This window comes from Aquitalea sp. ASV11 (assembly GCF_016429185.1).
Lineage (GTDB): Bacteria > Pseudomonadota > Gammaproteobacteria > Burkholderiales > Chromobacteriaceae > Aquitalea > Aquitalea pelogenes.
On the sequence record NZ_JAELUD010000038.1, the window covers coordinates 22,825 to 40,223 of the forward strand.

General features: G+C 53.9%; 17 protein-coding genes and 1 tRNA gene. 12 read left to right on the top strand and 6 right to left on the bottom strand.

From position 1 onward, the window contains the following. The first annotated feature begins 61 nt into the window (after positions 1–61). The 3 genes from JHD62_RS13035 (at position 62) to JHD62_RS13045 (ending at position 1,653) form a co-directional block, all read left to right on the top strand. Positions 62–832, top strand: coding sequence for an SPOR domain-containing protein (locus JHD62_RS13035; RefSeq protein WP_199103258.1), 771 nt, complete (start codon positions 62–64; stop codon positions 830–832). A gap of 27 nt (positions 833–859) precedes the next feature. Continuing rightward, on the top strand, positions 860–1,477 hold the full coding sequence (locus JHD62_RS13040) for a thiol:disulfide interchange protein DsbA/DsbL (protein ID WP_199103259.1): 618 nt from the start codon (positions 860–862) through the stop codon (positions 1,475–1,477). Positions 1,478–1,576: 99 nt separating this feature from the next. Continuing rightward, positions 1,577–1,653: transfer RNA gene (locus tag JHD62_RS13045), tRNA-Met, on the top strand. Between the two features lie 222 nt (positions 1,654–1,875). On the opposite strand, the gene purB is transcribed toward JHD62_RS13045, so the two are convergent. From purB to ffh, 3 genes are all read right to left on the bottom strand, one after another. Continuing rightward, positions 1,876–3,246, bottom strand: coding sequence for an adenylosuccinate lyase (gene purB / locus JHD62_RS13050; protein ID WP_089083795.1), 1,371 nt, complete (start codon positions 3,244–3,246; stop codon positions 1,876–1,878). A gap of 67 nt (positions 3,247–3,313) precedes the next feature. After that, positions 3,314–4,216, bottom strand: a complete 903-nt coding sequence (locus JHD62_RS13055; RefSeq protein ID WP_199103260.1) for a RimK family alpha-L-glutamate ligase — start codon at positions 4,214–4,216, stop codon at positions 3,314–3,316. A 47-nt stretch (positions 4,217–4,263) separates the two neighbouring features. Then, on the bottom strand, positions 4,264–5,619 hold the full coding sequence (gene ffh / locus JHD62_RS13060; RefSeq protein WP_199103261.1) for a signal recognition particle protein: 1,356 nt from the start codon (positions 5,617–5,619) through the stop codon (positions 4,264–4,266). A gap of 108 nt (positions 5,620–5,727) precedes the next feature. Between ffh and JHD62_RS13065 the strand changes: the two genes are divergently transcribed. Both JHD62_RS13065 and JHD62_RS13070 read left to right on the top strand, forming a co-directional pair. Continuing rightward, entirely contained in the window at positions 5,728–6,549 is an 822-nt protein-coding gene (locus tag JHD62_RS13065) for an inner membrane protein YpjD (protein WP_199103262.1), read from the top strand. Positions 6,550–6,587: 38 nt separating this feature from the next. Then, positions 6,588–6,923, top strand: coding sequence for a ComEA family DNA-binding protein (locus JHD62_RS13070; protein WP_199103263.1), 336 nt, complete (start codon positions 6,588–6,590; stop codon positions 6,921–6,923). 57 nt (positions 6,924–6,980) lie between these two features. Here the strand turns inward: JHD62_RS13070 and JHD62_RS13075 are convergent, their stop codons facing one another. Further along, complete coding sequence (locus JHD62_RS13075; RefSeq protein WP_199103264.1) at positions 6,981–8,378, bottom strand: deoxyribodipyrimidine photo-lyase; 1,398 nt, start codon at positions 8,376–8,378, stop codon at positions 6,981–6,983. A 339-nt stretch (positions 8,379–8,717) separates the two neighbouring features. Here JHD62_RS13075 and JHD62_RS13080 point away from each other — a divergent pair, with 339 nt between their 5' ends. The 7 genes from JHD62_RS13080 to yacG all read left to right on the top strand — a co-directional run bounded on the left by JHD62_RS13080 (position 8,718) and on the right by yacG (position 15,442). Continuing rightward, entirely contained in the window at positions 8,718–9,830 is a 1,113-nt protein-coding gene (locus JHD62_RS13080; RefSeq protein ID WP_199103265.1) for a porin, read from the top strand. A 184-nt stretch (positions 9,831–10,014) separates the two neighbouring features. Next, entirely contained in the window at positions 10,015–11,727 is a 1,713-nt protein-coding gene (gene pilB / locus JHD62_RS13085; protein WP_233160913.1) for a type IV-A pilus assembly ATPase PilB, read from the top strand. A gap of 20 nt (positions 11,728–11,747) precedes the next feature. Further along, complete coding sequence (locus JHD62_RS13090; protein WP_199103266.1) at positions 11,748–12,968, top strand: type II secretion system F family protein; 1,221 nt, start codon at positions 11,748–11,750, stop codon at positions 12,966–12,968. Between the two features lie 20 nt (positions 12,969–12,988). Continuing rightward, positions 12,989–13,840 (top strand): A24 family peptidase, encoded by an 852-nt coding sequence (locus tag JHD62_RS13095; RefSeq protein WP_233160914.1) that lies wholly within the window; start codon positions 12,989–12,991, stop codon positions 13,838–13,840. Next, positions 13,830–14,441: a dephospho-CoA kinase gene (coaE, locus tag JHD62_RS13100; protein ID WP_199103268.1), complete on the top strand. Its 612-nt coding sequence runs from the start codon at positions 13,830–13,832 to the stop codon at positions 14,439–14,441. The genes JHD62_RS13095 and coaE overlap by 11 nt, the downstream gene beginning before the upstream one ends. A 39-nt stretch (positions 14,442–14,480) precedes the next feature. Then, positions 14,481–15,239: a cell division protein ZapD gene (gene zapD, locus JHD62_RS13105; protein ID WP_199103269.1), complete on the top strand. Its 759-nt coding sequence runs from the start codon at positions 14,481–14,483 to the stop codon at positions 15,237–15,239. A gap of 5 nt (positions 15,240–15,244) precedes the next feature. Beyond that, positions 15,245–15,442: a DNA gyrase inhibitor YacG gene (yacG, locus tag JHD62_RS13110; protein ID WP_045845412.1), complete on the top strand. Its 198-nt coding sequence runs from the start codon at positions 15,245–15,247 to the stop codon at positions 15,440–15,442. 54 nt (positions 15,443–15,496) lie between these two features. Here the strand turns inward: yacG and JHD62_RS13115 are convergent, their stop codons facing one another. Together JHD62_RS13115 and tsaE are read right to left on the bottom strand one after the other, a co-directional pair. Continuing rightward, on the bottom strand, positions 15,497–16,738 hold the full coding sequence (locus JHD62_RS13115) for an N-acetylmuramoyl-L-alanine amidase (protein WP_045845411.1): 1,242 nt from the start codon (positions 16,736–16,738) through the stop codon (positions 15,497–15,499). Beyond that, on the bottom strand, positions 16,699–17,184 hold the full coding sequence (gene tsaE, locus JHD62_RS13120; RefSeq protein ID WP_199103271.1) for a tRNA (adenosine(37)-N6)-threonylcarbamoyltransferase complex ATPase subunit type 1 TsaE: 486 nt from the start codon (positions 17,182–17,184) through the stop codon (positions 16,699–16,701). The genes JHD62_RS13115 and tsaE overlap by 40 nt, the downstream gene beginning before the upstream one ends. Between the last annotated feature and the right edge of the window lie 215 nt (positions 17,185–17,399).

The window sequence follows — 17,399 nt, forward strand, 5'->3', positions numbered from 1 at the left end:
TATTTTCGTCTGGTTTTAATAGATAATGTACCGATTGATTGTATGGAAATGGTAGTAGTACATGGCAAATCGTGATGTGAAGAATTCCTCTCGTACCAGCGCTTCCGGGCGAGGACGTCCTGGCCGCAAGAGTGGAGGCGGGGGGCTGGTAGCGGGCATTGTCATCGGCCTTATCGTGGGCGTTGCCGTTGCAGTGGGCCTCGCCATGTATCTTAATCGTTCTGCAACGCCATTTTCCAATCTGGAAAAACTGGATCGCAAAGCCGGTTCTGCTGCAAGCTCGGCACCATCGACTGAACTTCTGGAGCCGGGTACCAAGATTGCTGATGTGCAAGCCAATCAGCCGGCACCTGCTGCTTCTGCTCCGGTGAAAGTCGAACAGCCGGTACCACCACCCATGCCCGCAGAGCCGCCGGCGGCCACAAGCACGGCTCCTGCGGCAAGTGCCAAGAACAAACCGGCTACGTCCCCGGCCACTACGGCCAAGGATGAACAGCGTTTCGACTTCTACAAAATCCTGCCCGGTCAGGTGGATGCAGTCCCTGCCGATGGCAAGGCAGCAGGTAAAGACCGGGAACCTTCTGCTGTCGCACCAGCCAAAAAGGTCTTCCTGCAACTGGGTTCCTTTCAGAATGAAAATGAAGCGGACAACCTCAAGGCCAAGCTTGCCTTGCTGGGTGTTGAAGCCAAAATCCAGTCTGTTTCGATTCCTGACAAGGGCATGGTCCATCGCGTCCGCATCGGCCCATTGAGCAAGCCTGAAGATATCGATCGCCTGCGTGCCCAGTTGAAGCAGGATGGTATCAATGCTGCCGTCGTCAAGGCAGAGTGATTCAAATAAACGTCTAGAGGACAAAAAATGAAAAAATGGTTGTTGATGACCTTGTTGCTGGTCAGTGGTTTTGCCAATGCTGCTTCCGAGCTGGGCAAGGATTATGTGCTGATGGCCAAGCCGCAGCCGGTGGCTAATCCCAAAAAGGTTGAGGTGATCGAGTTTTTCTCCTACACCTGCATCCATTGTTTTCATCTGGACCCGCTGATCACCGCCTGGGAAAAGAAAAAGCCGGCCTATGTTGATTTCCGTCGCGAGCAGATTGTTTGGCAAAAGCCGATGGAAGGTTTTGCCCGCCTGTTTGCCACGCTGAATGTCACGGGATACATGGAGAAACTGAATGCGCCGGTGTTTGACGCCGTCATGCAGCAGAAAATCAACCTGGCCGATCCTTCGGTGCTGAATGACTGGCTGAAGAAACAGCCTGGTGTGAACCTGGCCAAGTTCATGCAAACCTATAACTCCTTCGGTATCAACAGTCAGGTTGCACGCGCCAGCCAGATCACTCGCGCCTACAACATCGAAGGAACGCCTACCATTGTCGTGAATGGCAAGTATGCGCTGTCACCGGCGGCTCCGGAGCGTCTGATCGAAGTGCTCAATGACGTCATTGCCAAAGCCAAGGTTGAAAGCAATATCAAGTAATGCATGTCCCGATGGAGACGCCTGCACTCGCAGGCGTTTGCTTTTTTCGGACGAAAGCTTGACGCTTCGAGAAATAGCAGGTACTATTCATTTCTCTGACGCGGGGTGGAGCAGTCTGGTAGCTCGTCGGGCTCATAACCCGAAGGTCGTAGGTTCGAATCCTGCCCCCGCAACCAAGTTTTCAAGAAAAGACCACTCCCAAGAGTGGTCTTTTCTTGTATGTGCGCAAGCACACCATTACGTTCAGTTTGCTGTTCAGGAACGTATTCCCTCGAGTCATATTTTCGGGCCGTCTTCTTTGGAAGATGGCCCATTTCTTTTTCTGATTCATGCCTAAGACAATAGGCAATAAAAAACCGCCTTCATCGAAGGCGGTTTGCTTGGCCGGTCAGGGATGATCAGATGCGTTTTGCCAGTTCCGCCGCCTTGCCAACGTAGGCAATCGGAGTCAGCTCCAGCAGACGTACCTTTTCAGCTTCCGGAATTTCCAGCCCCTTGATGAAAGCGGACAGAGTTTCGCGGGTAATGCCATCCTTGCCGCGGGTCAGCTCTTTCAATTGCTCGTAAGGGTTGGGTACACCGTAGCGGCGCATTACAGTCTGGATCGGTTCGGCCAGCAATTCCCAGCTGCGACCCAGTTCTTCGGTAATGGCTGCCGGATTGATTTCCAGCTTGTTCAGACCTTTGAGGCAGGCTTTGAAACCCAGCATGGTATAGCCGAAGCCAACGCCCATATTGCGCAGTACGGTGGAGTCGGTCAGGTCGCGCTGCCAGCGGGAAACCGGCAACTTTTCTGCCAGGTGTTGCAGAATGGCATTGGCCATGCCCAGATTGCCTTCGGAGTTTTCGAAGTCGATCGGATTGACCTTGTGCGGCATGGTCGAGCTGCCTACTTCGTCCTTCTTCACTTTTTGCTTGAAGTAGCCCAGCGAGATGTAGCCCCAGATATCGCGATTCAGGTCGATCAGTATGGTATTGATGCGGCCTACCACCTGGTACAGCTCGGCCATGTAGTCATGCGGCTCGATCTGGATGGTGTAAGGATTGAAGGTGAGACCCAGTCCGGAGACGAAGCGGCCACACAGGCTTTCCCAGTCGATTTGCGGGTAGGCAACCAGATGCGCATTGTAGTTGCCAACGGCACCGTTGATCTTGCCAAGGATTTCCTGCGACACCAGTTGTTCACGTTGGCGCTTCAGGCGGTAAACGGTGTTGGCCAGTTCCTTGCCCATGGTGGACGGCGTGGCGGGTTGGCCATGGGTACGGCACATCATGGGCAGGTCAGCCAGTTCGTGCGCCAGTTGTTGCAGCTTGTGAATCACTTCGTCCAGCGCAGGCAAGACCACGGTATTGCGTGCGGTCTTCAGCATCAGTGCATGCGACAGGTTGTTGATGTCTTCGGAAGTGCAGGCGAAGTGAATGAACTCGCTGGCTGCCATTACTTCTGCATTGCCGGAGAGGCGTTCTTTCAGCCAGTATTCGATCGCTTTGACGTCATGGTTCGTGCGGGCTTCAATTGCCTTCACCTCTTCACCATGCTGCACGGTGAAGTTGGCAATGACATCATCGATTTCACGGATAGTCGCTTCGGAGAAAGGTTTCACCTCCTCGATGCCCGGCTCGGCGGCCAGCATTTTCAGCCATTCCAGTTCAACCTTGATACGGAATTTCATCAGGCCATATTCGGAGAACAGGTTGCGCAAGCCTTCAACCTGGGCGGCGTAACGGCCATCCAGAGGACTCAGGGCGATCAGCGGGTTCAGATTCATGACGAGGTATTTCCAAACGTGGTGTGCCAGACATGCTGGCAGGTTTCAGTACAAAACAAATCTATTTTTACAGCGCGGCCAGGCGGCGTGCTAATCCGCTAGCCAGGCTATCGGCAGCTTCAGGTCGATAGCGGAAAAAAAGCTCCGGTTCAATCATTTCAACTTCCATGATGGCTAGCTGACCGGCATTGTCGCGCACGATATCCACACGCGCATAAAGCACATCAAACGGAACGCAGGCAACCGCCTGTTCCGCAAACTGCTGCTCATCATGGCTGGCCATGTGTGGATGGACACTGCCGCCATGATCATCCTGTACCCGGAAGTCGCCAGTTTTTGGCACCTTGCGGATGGCATGGCTGAACTGACCATCAATCACCATCAGCGATATCTCGCCTTCGGTCAGAATTGCATGCTGGAAAGGCTGTAACAGCAGTGCCTCCTGTTGAACCAGTTCAGCAAAAGTGCATTCCAGTGCCAGTGCATTCGCGGGCGCAAGACGGTAAGTATGCCGTGCCGATCCTGACACAACCGGCTTGAGAATGGCGTCTGACCAGCCACTCTCCGCCAGGCATTGTGCCAGGGTGTGCTTATCACCCTTTTCAATGTAGTGGGTCTTCACGACATTGATGCCTTTTTCTGCAATGAAGCGCAGGTAATGCTTGTCGATATTCCAGTCGATAAGAGCTGCACTATTAAACAGGGTAGTCTGCTTGGCCACCTTGTTCAGCCAAGGGCGGAATTCTGCATAGCGGTCAAAGTAGTCCCAGGTGGTCCGAAACAGCAGGCTTCGCGTTTGCTGCCAGTCAAAATCCGGGTCATCCCACGCTTTGCGTGCGACACGCAAACCCTGATTTGTCAGGGCATCCCGCACCAAACCATCTTCGTGATGGACCTGTTTGCAGTACCAGTCATCGGTATCCAGTTCCAGCAGACTTTGCTTGGTGAGTACCACTACATCAAACAACATGATTTCCCTTCACATCAAGCAAAACGGGTGCTGAGCACCCGTTTTGCTTACATCCCCGGCATCATGCCTTTCATGCCGCGCATCATTTTCATCAGCCCGCCTTTGGCTGAAAACTGCTTCATCATTTTCTGGGTCTGCTCAAACTGGTTCAGCAGGCGGTTGACCTCTTGCACCGTCACACCGGAGCCTGCGGCAATGCGGCGTTTGCGGCTGGCCTTGATCAACTCGGGCTTGCGACGCTCTTCCATGGTCATGGCATTGATGATGCCCTCAATGCGACGCATGGACTTTTCTGCTTCTGCACCCTGAATACCCTTGGCCATCTGACCAAGCTGACCAGGCATTTTCTCGAGCAGATTGGACATGCCGCCCATTTTCTTCATCTGCTGCATCTGGGCCTTGAAGTCTTCCAGGTCAAAGCCCTTGCCAGACTTGAGCTTCTTGGCCATGGCAGCAGCTTCATCCTGATCGATGCCCTTCTGGACTTCTTCGATCAGGGACAGCACATCACCCATGCCAAGAATACGGCTGGCGATACGATCCGGGTGGAAGGCCTCAAGCCCGCTTACCTTCTCGCCAACACCAATAAACTTGATCGGTTTGCCCGTGATGTGGCGTACGGACAGCGCGGCACCACCGCGCGAGTCACCATCCATCTTGGTCAGGATAACGCCGGTCAGCGGCAGGGTTTCATTAAAGGCTTGCGCAGTATTGACTGCATCCTGGCCTTGCATGGCATCCACCACAAACAGCGTTTCGACCGGATTGATGGCGGCGTGGACCGCCTTGATCTCGGCCATCATTGCTTCATCAATGGCCAGGCGACCGGCGGTATCCACCATCAGTACATCAAAAAAGTGGCGCTTTGCATGATCAACAGCGGCACGTGCGATATCCACCGGCTTTTGATTGCCGTCGGAGGGGAACCACTCGACACCTACCTGTTCAGCCAGCAATTTCAGCTGCTCGATCGCAGCTGGACGATAAACGTCAGCGGAAACCACCAGAACTTTCTTCTTCTGGGTTTCTTTCAGTAATTTGGCCAGCTTGCCAACGGTTGTGGTTTTACCTGCACCCTGCAGGCCAGCCATCAGTACAATGGCTGGCGGAACAGCTGCCAGATTGAGGGCGTCGTTTTTCTCCCCCATCAATTTGACAAGTTCTTCGTTGACCACGCCGACCAGGGCTTGCCCCGGTGTCAGGCTGCCCATGACTTCCTGACCCAGAGCACGTTCCTTGATCTGGGAAATGAATGCCTTAACAACAGGAAGTGCGACGTCGGCTTCCAGCAATGCCATGCGGACTTCCCGCAGTGCATCCTGGATGTTGGTTTCGGTCAGGCGGGCATTGCCGCGCAGGTTCTTGATGACGCCGGACAGGCGGTTGGTCAGGTTGTCTAACATGCTGAGTCCTTCTGTCTGCCAACAAGGGACAGGTTGGTGTAGACTTTCAAACTTACGATTTTACCACGAGCTGCCGGGTTGACGCCCGCAAATGATGGCGCTAACACCATGACCGCGTTTCTTTTTTCCCTGACTATTCTGCTGAGCCTGGCCTATGCCGGGCTCTCATGGCATTTCATCGGTAACTGGAAGGGTGTTGCCAGTTTGCCGCGTAACCCGAAACTGGAGCATACCGCGCTGGGTTTCCTGCTGTTAGTGCATGCCTATGCGGTAGTGTCTCCTTTGTCGGAAGGCGTGATGTTTTCCCTGGGTGTGGGGCGAGCCCTGTCGGTTGTGGTCTGGATGATGCTGGTGATTTACTGGACATGCGGCTTTTTCTACCGGGTAGAGGGCCTGCAGTTGTTCATGATGCCACTGGCCGTGTTCACACTGGTGTTCTCACTGGTATTTCCGGGTGAGCACATCATCCATGACCTTGGCAATCCGGCTTTCGCCCTGCATGTTTTGGTATCGATTGTGGCTTACAGTCTGTTTGCCATCGCAGCGTTGCTGGCCGTATTGATGTTGTTCCTCGAGAAAGCCCTGCACGACAAGCGTTGGTTATCGCTGGTACGACAGCTTCCGCCTTTGCTCTCGTTGGAAAAAATGATGTTTCAGGTCATCGGCATTGGTTTCTTGTTGCTGACAGTGTCATTGCTCACCGGCATCGTTTTTTCTGAAGAGGTGTTTGGCAAAGCAGTTGCCCTGAGCCATAAGACAGTCTTTTCCGTCATCTCCTGGTTGTTGTTCGCTGCTTTGCTCTTGGGGCGACACTTCAAGGGCTGGCGCGGGAAGATTGCGATACGCTGGACACTGGCTGGTTTCGGGGCCTTGTTGCTTGCTTACATCGGTAGCAAAGTAGTACTGGAATTACTGTTGCATCGTTATTGACTGGAATGTTTTTCAATCAATGTAAGGAGCCCCGTTTCATGAAAAAACTGTTTGCGCTGATTGTTGGTATGTTTTTTATCTGCGCTTCTGCGTTGGCCGCTATCAATATCAATACGGCTAACCAGCAGCAGCTTGAGTCCCTCAATGGCATCGGCCCGGTAAAAGCCAAAGCCATTATCGATTACCGAACCAAGAATGGTGCATTCAAGACGGTAGATGACTTGAAGAAGGTAAGCGGTATCGGCGACAAGACACTGGAAAAGTTGAAGAAGGACATTAGCGTCACCGGGGCTAGTGCCGTTCCCGCTCCTGCGGCCGCAACCCCTGCCAAGGCGGCTGCACCAGCAGCCAAGGCCGCGCCGGCGAAAAAGTGAGTTGCTGAAGCCATCGTTGTAAAAGCAAAGCGCCCACTTGGGCGCTTTTTGCTATTGTCATTCCTTGTTCTTGCCAAACAGCATCAAGGCTTTCTGTCGCTGTTCCGCATGGTCAACCAGTGGTTTCGGGTAGTCTTTGCCCAGTTGAAAGCCCATGGGCGGATTTTTGGCCAGCCATGGAGCATGAATGTCCTTGTTATTGAACTGGGCCAGTTCGGGTACATAGCGACGGATGAACTTGCCATCAGGATCAAACTTGGCGGACTGGGTGGCCGGATTGAATATCCTGAAATAAGGTTGTGCATCGCAGCCGGTTGAGGCTGCCCACTGCCAGCCACCATTATTGGCAGCCAGGTCAAAATCGAGCAGCTTGGCGGCGAAGTATGCTTCCCCCTTGCGCCAGTCAATCAGCAAATCCTTGACCAAAAAACTGGCTGTAATCATGCGTAAGCGGTTATGCATGTAGCCGCTCTGGTTCAGTTGGCGCATTGCCGCATCCACGATCGGATAGCCTGTACGCCCTTCCTGCCATGCAATCAGCCACTCTTCACGATTCTCAAATGCAAGCTGACGATACTCATCCTTGAAGCTTTGTTCGGCAGCAATGGGAAAGTGCCAAATCAGCTGCTGATAGAAATCACGCCAGATCAACTCGCCCAGCCAGCAGTCCGCGCCTTCCCCCCCTTGCAGGCAAGCAAACTGAACCAGTTTTCTGATGGAAATGGTACCGAAGCGCAAGTGGGTGGAAAGATAGGACACCCCTTTGGTTGCCGGAAAGTCACGCCATATCTTGTAGTGAGTGATGCGCTGACAAAAGTCGGCAAACAGCTGCTGTGCCGCATGACTGCCACCTTTCAGGCTCACCAGGCCGGCTTTAAAACCCAGCTCTTCCAGTGATGGGGTGGGAGAGGAGCGCCATCGGTCCAGGTGGTGCAGATACTGGTGAGTCGGATAGGCCTGCATGTAAAAGCCATCCAGTTTTTTCAGCCATGCATTCTTATAAGGTGTGAATATCGTGTAGGGGCGTCGTGTGGTGGTGAGAATCTCATCTGTTTCAAAGATGACCTGGTCCTTGAACAACTGCAGTTGACGCCCCTGTTGTGCCAGCTGCTCAGCGACATGCTGATCACGCACGCGTGCTGCAGGTTCGTAGTCACGGTTGGCAAATACAGAATCTGCCTGCCACTGTTGCGCCAGTGCCGGAACTACATCACTGGCTCGCCCTTGTGCCACATGCAAATCGCTGCCTGTGCGATTCAGCTCCTGCCGTAGCTCGGCAACTGACTGCCAGATGAAGTCAATCCGTCGGTCATCGGCAGCCAGTTCATCCAGAATTTCACGGTCAAAAACAAACAGGCAGCGGACGGGTTTGCCAGCTTTCAGTGCATGGTACAGCGCTGCATTGTCATCCAGCCTCAGGTCTCGGCGGAACCAGAATATGTTGGTATTGGACATGTTAGGGCGTTGTCAGGTGATGGGTGGGCATGCAAAAACAGTGCATTATTAGCATTTTTGCAACACTTTGCTGGGGTTGTTGTTTTTTTGGTTTTACTGGCCTGTAGCGGCAATTGCTAGTAAACTTCAATAAAAACAATAACTTGCTGTTTTGTTGCTGGCGGGGTGCTTCAGGCTGTCATCATGGTTTCGCTGCGATGTTTTGTATTTTTGCAACGGGCGTTTTATATTTCAGCCAGCAACCAGCCGATCAATCGGCGGTGAAAAAATGTCCGGGTGCCGTGCGCTGGCAAGGCAATCTAACAGGACTACATTAACTGACTTCGAAAGGAATTAGCGATGAACAAGAAGCTGATCGCCCTGGCTCTGGCCGCTCTGCCGGTAGCTCATGCAATGGCTGATGTAACCATTTACGGCACTATCGAAGCCGATGTGGAAAGCAGCAAGACCTACGCCAACGGCGTTAAGGACGTAAACGGCAAGCCGAAGGCTGTTACCCGCATCGACGATACCGGTTCCCTGATCGGTTTCAAGGGTAACGAAGATCTGGGCAATGGCCTGAAAGCCATCTGGCAAGTTGAACAAGGCCTGAACATCGACGGCACCACTGGTTCTACTTCCGGTAATGGCTACGGTAATACTTTTGCTTCCCGTGACTCCTTTGTTGGTCTGCAAGGCGCTTTCGGTAAGGTACGTATCGGTAAGCTGAGCACCTTCCTGAACTCCGACGCTGGCGCTCCGGATGCCTGGATCTACGGCAACAAGGGTGTTAACGGTCAATCCTATAGCTCCATCAACCAGCTGGACGGTCGTGTTAGCAACGCCATCCGTTACGACATCCCGGAATTCGTTGCAGGTCTGAGCGGTGCTGTTGTTTACGGTGTTGATGAAACCAGCAACACCAACAAGCAAAACACCTTCAGCATTGGTGCTACCTACACCAACTCCGGTTACTTCGGTACCTTTGGCTATCAGCGTTACAACAACAACTACCAGACTACTGGTGGCGAATGGAAGCCGGGTAACTACTGGCGCCTGGAAGCTGGCTACAATGCCAACAACATCCTGGCTGCTGCTTACTACGGTCAATCCAAGTTGGCTGCGGCTAATGCTGCTGGTACTATTGGTACTGATGCTACAGCCACTGCATTCTTGGGTGATACCTTTGCTGGTCAAGAGCTGAAGAAGAAAGAAGCTGGTCTGACTCTGGGTTACACCTTTGGTGCCATCACTCCGAAATTCTCCTACGGTCGCGTATGGGGTGCTTCGCTTAACGGTACCGACCTTAAGGGTCACCTGAACCAGTACGTACTGGGCGCTGACTACGCTCTGAGCAAGCGTACCACTGCTTACGCTTCCTACGGCTTCGTTCAGAACTCCTATCGTGATACCAGCGATAACAAGTTCTCCAACGAGCACACCGTTGCTGTTGGCGTTCAGCACAAGTTCTAATTCTCGTTCAGAGAGTTAAACTTAAGAAAAGGACTGCTTCGGCAGTCCTTTTTGCATTATTCTGCAGTAGAAACCGGATAGTGAGCAGGCCTAACCAAGGGGCCTGCCACTTTGTCCGTGCAACGCATATAATGCCAGCATGCCATATGGCTTGATTGGTAGCGTCTAGTCGCAAAGGGGAGTTATGGAAGCTTCTGCTGGTATATCTGGTCTGGGAAGAGCGCTGGTGCAGAACAATGCATTGCTGTTGCAAGATGCAGAGGCTATCCAGCGTCAGGCGCAGGCATCTGGCATCAGTTTTGTCGAGCAACTGATTGCCAGCAAGAAGATGTCCGCAGTGGAGGTTGCCACTTTTGCATCGGGGGTATTTGGTTATCCTTTGCTGGACATGGGTGCCATCGACCCTGTTCAGTTACCCAAGGGTCTGGTTGATGACGAATTGATTGGCAGTCGTCGCCTGGTTCCCTTGTTCAAGCGTGGTAACAAGCTGTTTATTGGTACGTCTGATCCGACCCAGACATCCGCGTTCCACGCCATTACTTTCAAGACCGGTCTGACGGTTGAAGTGGTCGTGGTTGAAGATGACAAACTTTCCAAAGTGATTGGGAAGTACACCGAAGATGCAACTGCTGCGATCAAGGCCTTGGAGAACGAGGAATTCGGGGATCTGGAGTTTGTTGATCCGGATGAGCCCACTCCGCACAGCGAAACCAATCAGCCTGATGTCGATGATGCCCCTGTCGTCAAGTTCATTCACAAGGTTCTGCTGGATGCCATTAACGGCGGGGCATCCGACGTCCATTTCGAGCCTTACGAAAAGTTTTACCGCATTCGCTATCGCGTGGATGGCCAGCTGAAAGAGATTGCGCAGCCGCCTTTGCTGTTGAAAGAGAAAATTGCATCCCGTATCAAGGTGATATCGCGCTTGGATATTTCGGAGAAGCTCGTACCGCAGGATGGTCGTTTGAAGCTGGTGTTGTCCAAGACACATTCAATTGATTTTCGTGTCAGTACCTTGCCAACCCTGTTTGGCGAGAAGATCGTGATGCGTATTCTTGATGCTTCTGCTGCATCGCTGGATATTGAACAGCTGGGTTTTGAGCCAGAGCAGAAGAAAATGCTGCTTGAAGCCATTGCGCGTCCATACGGGATGGTGCTGGTGACCGGGCCTACCGGTAGTGGTAAAACGGTTTCGCTTTATACTTGCCTTAATATCCTGAACAAGCCGGATATCAATATTTCGACGGCGGAGGATCCGGTTGAAATCAATTTGCCTGGCATTAACCAGGTCAATGTAAACGAGAAGGCCGGTCTCACCTTCTCGTCTGCCTTGAAGGCGTTTCTGCGGCAGGATCCTGATGTCATCATGGTGGGTGAAATCCGGGATTTCGAAACGGCAGACATTTCCATCAAGGCTGCACAAACCGGTCACATGGTATTTTCCACCTTGCATACCAATAATGCGCCTGCCACCTTGACGCGTTTGCTGAACATGGGTGTGGCACCATTTAACGTCGCCAGTTCGGTACTGTTGATCATGGCCCAGCGTCTGGCCCGGCGCTTGTGCAATCACTGCAAGGCACCAATAGATATTCCTGAACCGGCATTGCTGCGGGCGGGTTTCCGCCCGGAGGAACTGGATGGCAGCTGGAAACCATACGGTCCGGTTGGCTGCGACGAATGCCGTGGCTCGGGCTATAAAGGACGTACCGGTATTTATGAAGTCATGCCCATCAGTGATGCCATGACCCGTCTGATCATGCAGAATGGTACTGCCATTGATATCAGTGACCTTGCCTTGCAAGAGGGCATGATTGATTTGCGTCATGCCGGTTTGCTGAAGGTGAAGCGTGGGCTGACCTCGCTGGCCGAGATCGAGGCTGTGACCAACGATTAGGTATAAGAAAGATATAAACCATGGCAACCGTGGCGAAAAAGGTAAACCCGGGTTTTATCTGGGAATGGGAAGGTAAGGATCGTGCAGGAAAAGTGGTGCGCGGGGAGTTGCGTGCCGAAACTGAGGCTGTCGCCAAGACCCAGTTGCGTCGGCAGGGAATTAATGTCGTCAAGGTCAAGCGCCGTCGCAGTGGTTTTGGCCGCAAGATTACCGAAAAAGACATCACGCTGTTCACTCGTCAACTTTCTACCATGATGCGGGCTGGTGTCCCTTTACTGCAGGCATTCGATATCGCAGCCAAAGGGCATGGCAACCCTGCTGTCACCAAGATGTTGCTGGAAGTACGGGCAGATGTTGAAACCGGTTTGTCGCTGGCGGAAGCTTTTCGCAAGCGTCCACTGTATTTCGACAAGCTGTTCTGCAATTTGATTGCAGCAGGTGAAACCGGTGGTGTACTGGACTCCTTGCTGGACAAGCTGGCTACCTATAAAGAAAAGGTGATGGCAATCAAGGGCAAGATCAAGTCGGCCATGATCTACCCCACCGCCATTGTGGCGACAGCCTTCATCATTACCGCCGTAATCATGATTTACGTGATTCCGGCATTCAAGGATCTGTTCTCCAGTTTTGGCGCTGATTTGCCTGCACCAACCCTGGTTGTCATCTGGTTGTCCGACTTCTTTGTTCATTGGTGGTGGCTGATATTCGGCAGCATTTTTGGTGCAATCTTTGCTTTTTTCTACGCATTCAAGCGCACGCCCAAGTTGCAGGAGCAGTTTGACCGCATCCTGCTGAAGCTGCCGGTCATCGGTGACATCATTCGTAAGGCCACCATCGCACGTTGGTCGCGTACTTTGTCTACCTTGTTCGCTGCGGGTGTTCCGCTGGTCGAAGCGCTGGATTCTGTCGGTGGCGCATCGGGTAACCAGGTATATAGCGAGGCGACAAAACTGATTCAAAACGATGTCAGTGCCGGTTCCAGCCTGAGCTATTCCATGCAGCGTACCGGGCTGTTTCCCAATATGGTGCTGCAGATGACCTCCATCGGTGAGGAGTCGGGTTCACTCGACCAGATGCTGGACAAGATTGCAGACTTTTATGAAGAAGAAGTGGATAACGCCGTTGCTTCGCTTTCCAGCCTGCTGGAGCCCGCCATCATGGTGATTCTGGGTGTACTGATTGGCGGCCTGGTTATTGCCATGTATATGCCGATTTTCAAAATGGGCCAGGTGGTGGGTTAAGCATGGTGGAAATCGGAAGTATGCTGGCAGAAAATGCCGGCTTGCTGGTGGTGATGGCCTTGTTGCTGGGCTTGTTGGTGGGCAGTTTCCTGAATGTGGTCATTCACCGTTTGCCGGTCATGATGGAGCGTGGCTGGCAGCGGGAATGTGATCGATATCTCGGTCGGGATGTCCAGGATGCTGAGCGATACAATCTGCTGGTGCCTGCATCGCATTGCCCTGGCTGCAAGCAGGATGTGAAGGCCTGGCAGAACATCCCCTTGCTCAGTTATGCCTTGCTGCGTGGTCGCTGTGCGCACTGTGGCATCGGCATCAGCTGGCGCTATCCGGCTGTTGAGTTGCTCACTGGCCTGTTGTTTGCTGTCGTTGCATGGCGCTTTGGCTGGGGCCTGCCCATGTCGGGCTATTTGCTGTTGACTGCCGTCCTTGTCGCGCTCACCTTCATTGATGCGGATACCCAGCTGTTACCTGATGATCTGACCCTGCCTTTGGTGTGGGCTGGCTTGTTATTCAATCTGTACACCGGAGCAGTTCCGCTGGAGGATGCGGTTATCGGGGCAGTTGCAGGCTACCTGAGCCTATGGCTGGTGTACTGGCTTTTCAAGTTATGTACCGGCAAGGAAGGCATGGGCTATGGCGACTTCAAGTTGCTGGCAGCTTTCGGTGCCTGGCTGGGCTGGAGCATGTTGCCACTCATCATTTTGCTTTCCTCCCTGGTGGGGGCTGTGGTTGGCATTGCCCTGATGTTGCTGTCGCGTATTGGCCGTGGCCAGGCATTGCCGTTTGGTCCATATCTGGCTGCTGCCGGGTGGATTGCACTGCTATGGGGCAAGCAAATCGTCAGTTGGTATCTGGGTAGCTATGTCCATTAAGGTGGTGGGTCTGACTGGCGGGATTGGCTCCGGCAAGAGTGCTGCCGCCAGTCATTTTGCTGCACTTGGTGTGGATGTGGTGGATACGGATGTGATTGCCCATCAGCTTACTGCTGCAGGTGGCGAGGCGATTGCGCCGATTGTGGCCGCGTTTGGCGAGCATGTGCTGGATGGCAACGGTGCCATGGATCGAAAGTGCATGCGCGAATTGGTGTTTGCCAATCCAGCGACCAGGCAACGTCTCGAGGGCATTTTGCACCCCCTGATCATGGAACAAAGCCTGCAACAGCTGGCAAATTCAACAGCGCCATATGCTGTGCTGGTTGTACCTTTGCTGTTTGAGAGTCCGCAATATCGGGCGCTGGTGCAGCGCACCCTGCTGGTGGACTGTGATGAGGATTTACAGCTACAGCGTGTGCAGGCGCGCAGTGGTTTGACCGCTGAGGCGGTGCGCGCCATCATGGCAGCGCAAATGAGCCGCGCCCAAAGACTGGCACTGACCGATGATGTCATTGATAATGGCGGCACACTTGCAGCATTACAGCTTCAAGTCGAGGCCAAACACCAGTATTATCTTGCAAACCTTGCCCACGGCGCGTGACAAGGCATTTTCCAAGCCACCAAGAAGGGCAGACGTCTTGTGATCAGTTTCGAGTTTCCTGTCACCGAGCGAACCCGCACATTGCTGCGTCTGGAGCAGTTGTATGATCGGCTGGCCTATTTTCTGGGCAAAGACCATGCAATGGACCACCATGCGGCATTGCTGGTGCTGTTCGAATTGCTGGAGACTGCATCCCGTGCTGACCTGAAAGCCGACTTGCTGCAGGAGCTTGAACGTCAGAAGCAGGTGCTCGAAGCGCTGCGCGAAAATCCGAATGTGGCGGAAGACAGCCTGGACAAGGTGCTGGACGAAATTGAGCTGGCTGCTGGAAAGCTGCATGGCATTACCGGAAAGTTCGGCCAGCATCTGCGCGAAAACGAATGGCTGATGGCGATCAAGCAGCGTGCAGGCATCCCCGGCGGGACTTGCCAGTTCGATCTGCCGTCCTACTATTTGTGGCAGCAGAAGCCGGCTGAAGAGCGACGTCGTGACATGCGGCGCTGGGCGGCACCGCTGATGCCGACGGCCGAGGCTGCGCGCATCCTGCTGCATCTGCTGCGTGATAGTGGCAAGACGCATCATTATGTTGCGCGCAATGGCGCCTTCCAGCAGATGTCCGGTGGCAAGGTGGTGCAGATGATCCGTATTGCCTACGATCCGGCCTTGAACGTGCTGCCGGAGCTCTCGGCCAACAAATATGCCATCAATGTCCGTTTTGTCAGCGCAGTCACTGGTGAGACCCGTCCGCGCCAGACCGAGTCGGATGTTGAATTCACTTTGACCAACTGCAAGTTCTAAGCCTTATGTCCCAAGCTGTTCGTATTGTGTCCTGTCCCACTTGCGGCGCCGCCGTGCGCTGGGAACCAGCCAGCCAGTATCGTCCCTTTTGCAGCGAGCGCTGCAAGATGATTGATCTGGGTGAGTGGGCCAACGAGACATACCGTGTGCCTGCGGTGGAGGAAAGCCCGGATAGCGAGATTGATCCGGCGCGCTACCGCTGATCCATTCAAGAAAAAAGCCCGCTCAAGCGGGCTTTTTTGCGTCCTGTTCCTGCCTCAGGCCCGGGCTGCCAGCGCAGCCCCCTGGGTGAAGTAGGTTTTCACGCCACTAAGGATGGAGCCGGCCATCTGTTGCTGGAAGTCGCTGTCCAGCAGGCGTTGCTCTTCTTCCGGATTGCTGATGAAAGCGGTTTCCACCAGGATGGACGGGATGTCCGGTGCCTTGAGAACGGCAAAGCCGGCTTGTTCCACCTGGGAGCTGTGCAGCTTGTTCAGGCCGCCCACCTTGCCCAGCATGATCTTGCCCAGTTTCAGGCTGTCATTGATGGTGGCGGTCTGGGTCAGGTCCAGCAAGGTATGTGCCAGGAACTTGTCCTTGCTGGCAATCTTCACCCCGCCAATCAGGTCGGAGCTGTTTTCCGACTGGGCCATGGTTTTGGCAAAGGCACTGGAAGCACCTTTCTCGGACAAGGCAAATACCGAAGATCCGCGTGCGCTGCGGTTGGGGGCTGCATCCGCGTGGATGGAAATGAACAGGTCGGCATTCAGCTTGCGCGCCTTGGCCACGCGCACGCCTAGCGGAATGAAAATGTCTTCCTCGCGGGTCATGAATGCTTTCATGTTGCGCTCGGCATCAATCATGCGCTTCAGCTGCTTGCCGATACGCAACACAATGTCTTTTTCGCGGGTGCCATTCATGCCGATGGCGCCAGGGTCTTCACCGCCATGGCCGGGATCCAGCATCACCACGATGGGGCGGTTACTGTCGTTTTTCTTTGGCTTCACCTGTGGCGGCGGCTCGGTGAGCTTGCCCTTGTTGTAATCGTCGAGCAGAGCCATCAGCGGGTCGTCTTGTGCGCCACTGGAGGGGTAGAGGTCAATCACCAGCCGGTGTTTGTACTCGGCCACCGGATTGAGGGTGAAAGCCTGCGGTTTGACATCGGTTTTGAGTTCCAGCACCAGGCGGACGGTATCCGGACTGAATTGCCCGGCGCGGGCTGTCTTGATATACGGGTCGGCATCGGCAATCTGGCTGCTGATGTCTTTCAGCACGCTGTTGAGCTGCACGCCTTCCAGATCAATCACCAGCCGGTCGGGATTGCTGATGGTGAACTGTTTGAACTTGATGGCATCGCTGGCTTCCAGCGTGATGCGGGTATAGCTGGACGCCGGCCAGATACGGATGGCAACTACCTGGCTGTTGCTGGCAAAGCCCAGCTTGCTGACGCTAAGCAGGAAAGTGGCGGCAGCCGCACCAATCAGGCGGCGGCGGATGGGGTCGAAAGTCGAGTCAGGCATGACTGTCCGGTTTCTGTTCTTGCAGTTAAACGATACGTGCGACCTGTGTTGCTGACTTCAAGTTCCAGTGTCAGATCGGCAGGCGGAAGCAAAGCACCGGCCTTGTCCGGCCACTCGACCAGACAAACGCTATCCTTGCCGAAATAATCACGGAAACCTGCGTCATCCCATTCTTCCGGGTCAGCAAAACGATACAGGTCGAAATGATGGATGGTGAAGTCGGCAAACGGGTAGCTTTCCACCAGCGTGTAGGTGGGGCTCTTTACCTTGCCATGATAGGCCAGGCCAGCCAGCAGGCCACGGGTAAATGTGGTTTTTCCTGCACCAAGGTCGCCTTGCAGGAAAATGACTATACCTGCCTGCAGTGCCGTAGCCATGCTTGCGCCAAGCGTAAGGGTTGCTGACTCATCGGGCAGGTTGCCACTGCGAACGCTGGTATCATCCATGACCATATGACTGAGAAATCCTATCAAAAACTGGATTATCCCGAATTGGCCGGGCAAATCAAAGCCTGGGCGCAAGATTTGGGCTTTGCCGCTGCACGAATCAGCAAGGCCCAGCTGCCAGCGCAGGCCGAGGCGCAACTGCAGGCCTGGCTGGATGAGGGGTGCCATGGCCAGATGGATTACATGGCCCGGCATGGCAGCCTGCGGGTCAAACC

What these genes read in the sequence shown, in the direction of transcription:
- JHD62_RS13035 (WP_199103258.1), top strand. Translation starts at nt 62, where the DNA reads ATGGCAAATCGTGATGTGAAGAATTCCTCTCGTACCAGCGCTTCCGGG.
- JHD62_RS13040 (WP_199103259.1), top strand. Translation starts at nt 860, where the DNA reads ATGAAAAAATGGTTGTTGATGACCTTGTTGCTGGTCAGTGGTTTTGCC.
- purB (WP_089083795.1), bottom strand. Translation starts at nt 3,246, where the DNA reads ATGAATCTGAACCCGCTGATCGCCCTGAGTCCTCTGGATGGCCGTTAC.
- JHD62_RS13055 (WP_199103260.1), bottom strand. Translation starts at nt 4,216, where the DNA reads ATGTTGTTTGATGTAGTGGTACTCACCAAGCAAAGTCTGCTGGAACTG.
- ffh (WP_199103261.1), bottom strand. Translation starts at nt 5,619, where the DNA reads ATGTTAGACAACCTGACCAACCGCCTGTCCGGCGTCATCAAGAACCTG.
- JHD62_RS13065 (WP_199103262.1), top strand. Translation starts at nt 5,728, where the DNA reads ATGACCGCGTTTCTTTTTTCCCTGACTATTCTGCTGAGCCTGGCCTAT.
- JHD62_RS13070 (WP_199103263.1), top strand. Translation starts at nt 6,588, where the DNA reads ATGAAAAAACTGTTTGCGCTGATTGTTGGTATGTTTTTTATCTGCGCT.
- JHD62_RS13075 (WP_199103264.1), bottom strand. Translation starts at nt 8,378, where the DNA reads ATGTCCAATACCAACATATTCTGGTTCCGCCGAGACCTGAGGCTGGAT.
- JHD62_RS13080 (WP_199103265.1), top strand. Translation starts at nt 8,718, where the DNA reads ATGAACAAGAAGCTGATCGCCCTGGCTCTGGCCGCTCTGCCGGTAGCT.
- pilB (WP_233160913.1), top strand. Translation starts at nt 10,015, where the DNA reads ATGGAAGCTTCTGCTGGTATATCTGGTCTGGGAAGAGCGCTGGTGCAG.
- JHD62_RS13090 (WP_199103266.1), top strand. Translation starts at nt 11,748, where the DNA reads ATGGCAACCGTGGCGAAAAAGGTAAACCCGGGTTTTATCTGGGAATGG.
- JHD62_RS13095 (WP_233160914.1), top strand. Translation starts at nt 12,989, where the DNA reads ATGCTGGCAGAAAATGCCGGCTTGCTGGTGGTGATGGCCTTGTTGCTG.
- coaE (WP_199103268.1), top strand. Translation starts at nt 13,830, where the DNA reads ATGTCCATTAAGGTGGTGGGTCTGACTGGCGGGATTGGCTCCGGCAAG.
- yacG (WP_045845412.1), top strand. Translation starts at nt 15,245, where the DNA reads ATGTCCCAAGCTGTTCGTATTGTGTCCTGTCCCACTTGCGGCGCCGCC.
- JHD62_RS13115 (WP_045845411.1), bottom strand. Translation starts at nt 16,738, where the DNA reads ATGCCTGACTCGACTTTCGACCCCATCCGCCGCCGCCTGATTGGTGCG.
- tsaE (WP_199103271.1), bottom strand. Translation starts at nt 17,184, where the DNA reads ATGGATGATACCAGCGTTCGCAGTGGCAACCTGCCCGATGAGTCAGCA.